The organism is Streptomyces phytophilus (assembly GCF_013870535.1).
Classification (GTDB): Bacteria; Actinomycetota; Actinomycetes; order Streptomycetales; family Streptomycetaceae; genus Streptomyces; species Streptomyces phytophilus.
Map to the genome: position 1 here is coordinate 1 of NZ_JACBXC010000665.1, position 3,345 is coordinate 3,345.

A 3,345-nucleotide genomic window follows, 5' to 3' on the forward strand; every position below is an offset into this window, starting at 1 on the left:
GCCGAGGCGGTGCAGCAGCCGGTGGACGAGGCAGCCGGAGCGCATCCCGATCAGCGGCTCGGCGAGGAGTTCGACGGCGCCGATCTCGTCCAGCTCCGCCAGCGGGCTGCCGGGACTCAGGCACACCACGGGGCGGCCGCGCAGCAGTTCGGTGTCGTGCAGGTCGGGATGCGGGTCGTCGCCCGCGAGCCGGACGACGAGCCCCAGGTCGAGCGCCCCTTCGGCGAGCCCGCGGCGCACGGCGTCCTCGGCCCCGGCGACGATCTCCACCCCCGTCTGCGGATGGCCGGCGCGGAACTCCCGCACCGCGGACGCCAGCAGCGGCGGGGCGACCGCGCCCCCGGTGCCGAGCCGGATCGACCGGCTGACCCGGTGCTGCTCGTCGGCGGCGCGCCGCAGCCGGTCCACCGCGTCGAGCACGGCGGCGATGTGCGGCAGCAACTCCCGCCCCGCGTCGCTGATCCGCGCCCCGGACCGCCGCCGGTCGAGCAGGTCGACGCCCAGCTCGCGCTCCAGGTTCCGCACGGTCTCGCTGAGCGCCGGCTGCGACAGGTGCAGCGATTCCGCGGCCCGCCGCAGGGAGCCGAACCGGGTGACCGCGGCCACGTATTCCAGCTGCTGTATGCGCACCCTGACTCCCTGCTCCGCCGCAGGTCGAACACCCTAGCGCGGCGGACCGGCGGGTTTTCCGGCCGAGGCGGGGGCCGTGACCGGAAATCGGCGGAAGGCGCTTCGGAAATGCTCCTCGGAAAGCCGGAAATGCCTTGTCACGAAGCTTTGTGAACGCACTATTTCGAGTCTGTATAACCTCGCGACCGCGGACCCGCGGCGGGTCCCCTTGTCGTACGGGGCTTGCCGTACGGCTTGTCGTACGGGCCGGCCCCGGCCCGTAAAAGTGCAGAGGTACAGACCTCTTGACGCATTGGTCTAGTCCTTTTAACCTGCTCCGCAGCCTCAGAGGTGCCCGTCCGGGTGTGCACGCCCGGGCGGACGCGCACATGCCCCGCTCGATCGACACACCCCTACGGGAGGAAAGATCGTGCCGTTCCCCCATCGCGCGAGACGCACCCTGGCGGGAGTCACCGCCGCACTTGCCGGGCTCGTCCTCGGCCTCCTCTCCCCGCACACCGCGCAGGCCGCCGCGGCCGACGACTCGGCGTGCCGGCCCGACGGGCTCTACCGGACGCCCGGCGTCAACGTGCCGTACTGCACCGTCTACGACACCGAGGGCCGCGAGCTGCTGCCCAACGGCAGCAAGCGCCGCACCATCGGCTACTTCACCAACTGGCGCACCGGCCAGCACGGCAGGGACCGCTACCTGCCCTCCGACATCCCCTGGAACAAGGTCACCCACCTCAACTACGCCTTCGCGCACGTCTCCCCCGAGAACAGGCTCTCCGTCGGCGGGAACACCCCCGCCAACCCGAGCACCGGGATGACCTGGCCCGGCGTGCCCGGCGCCGAGATGGACCCGGCGTACGCGTACAACGGGCACTTCAACCTGCTGAACAAGTACAAGAAGCAGCACCCGGGCGTGAAGACCCTGGTCTCGGTCGGCGGCTGGGCGGAGACCGGCGGCTACTTCGACGACAGCGGCAAGCGCGTCGCCTCCGGCGGCTTCTACACCATGACCACCAACGCCGACGGCTCGGTCAACCAGCAGGGCATCGAGACGTTCGCGGACTCCGCGGTCGACTTCGTCCGCACCTACGGCTTCAACGGCGTCGACATCGACTACGAGTACCCCACCTCGATGAAGGACTCCGGCCACCCGCTGGACTGGCCCATCGCCAACGCCCGCCGCGGCGGCCTCAACAAGAGCTACTCGGTGCTGATGAAGACCCTGCGCGAGAAGCTCGACCGCGCGAGCGCCGCGGACGGCAGGCACTACCTGCTGACCGCCGCCGGTCCCTCCTCCGGCTATCTGCTGCGCGGCATGGAGACGTACGACACGGCCAAGTACCTCGACTACGTCAACATCATGTCGTACGACCTGCACGGCACCTGGAACGAGTTCGTCGGCCCCCAGGCCGCGCTGTACGACGACGGCAAGGACGCCGAACTCGCCCGCTGGAACGTCTACAACACCCCGCAGTACGGCGGCATCGGCTATCTGAACGGGGACTGGGCGTACCACTACTTCCGCGGCCTGATGCCCCCCGGCCGGATCAACCTCGGGCTGCCGTACTACACCCGGGGCTGGCAGAACGTCACCGGCGGCACCGACGGGCTCTGGGGCACCTCGAAGACCTCCACCTGCCCGGCCGGCTCCGGCCTGACCAGCTGCGGGGACGGCGCGGTCGGGGTCGACAACATCTGGCACGACCTCGACGACAACGGCAGGGAGTCCCCGGCCGGGTTCAACCCGATGTGGCACGCCAAGAACCTGGAGCGCGGCATCGCCGGCGACTACCTGCCGGACTTCGGGCTGCCCGCGGACACGAAGCTGACGGGCACGTACGCCCGCAAGTACAGCGCCACGATGGAGGCGCCGTGGCTGTGGAACGCCGAGAAGAAGGTGTTCATGTCCACCGAGGACGAGCAGTCGATCGCCGCGAAGGCGAAGTACATCGTCGACAAGGGCCTGGGCGGCGCGATGATCTGGGAGCTGGCCGGCGACTACGGCTGGAACGCCGCCAAGGGCCAGTACGAGGTCGGCGACACGCTCACCACCACGCTGCACGACGCCTTCACCGCCGCGCCCGGCTACGGCGCGAAGCGGGCGACCACGCAGCTCCCCACCGAGACCGTGGACATCGGCGTGGAGCTGCACGGCTTCGCGCTCGGCGACTCCAACTACCCCATCAACCCGAAGGTCCGGTTCACCAACAACACCAAGGTGACCGTCCCCGGCGGCACGGAGTTCCAGTTCGACTACGCCACCTCCGCGCCGAACAACGCCGGTGACCAGTCCGGCTGGGGCGCCCGGGTGATCCGCAGCGACCATCCGGGCACGGGGAACGTAGGCGGGCTGAAGGGCGACTACCACCGGGTCTCGGTGAAGCTGCCGGGCCACCAGTCGCTGGCGCCGGGCGCGTCGGTGGACATGGCCTTCGTCTACTACCTGCCCGTCTCCACCCCGTCGAACTGGACCGTGACGCTCGGCGGCAAGTCCTTCGCGCTCGCCGGCGACCTGGCCCGCGGCACCGTGCCCGGCGACCCGGGCGGCGGCGGGGGCGACCACGGCACCTGCACCGCGCCCGCCTGGGCGAGCACGACGGTGTACAACTCCGGCGCCGAGGTCTCTCACAAGGGCCGCGTCTGGCGGGCGAAGTGGTGGACGCAGGGGCAGGAGCCCGGCACCACCGGCGAGTGGGGCGTCTGGCAGGACGTCCGGGCCTGCTG

The 3,345-nt window shown here is 70.7% G+C and carries 2 protein-coding genes; one reads left to right on the forward strand and one right to left on the reverse strand.

What is annotated here, in order from left to right; translation table 11 throughout:
- Nucleotides 1-630 (reverse strand): LysR family transcriptional regulator (locus H5J30_RS23175; RefSeq protein WP_181789313.1); only part of this gene is annotated, 630 nt, incomplete at its 3' end.
- Nucleotides 631-1,039: 409 nt separating this feature from the next.
- On the opposite strand from H5J30_RS23175, the gene H5J30_RS23180 reads away from it, so the two are divergent.
- On the forward strand, nucleotides 1,040-3,345 hold a 2,306-nt coding region (locus H5J30_RS23180; RefSeq protein ID WP_181789314.1), incomplete at its 3' end, for a chitinase C-terminal domain-containing protein.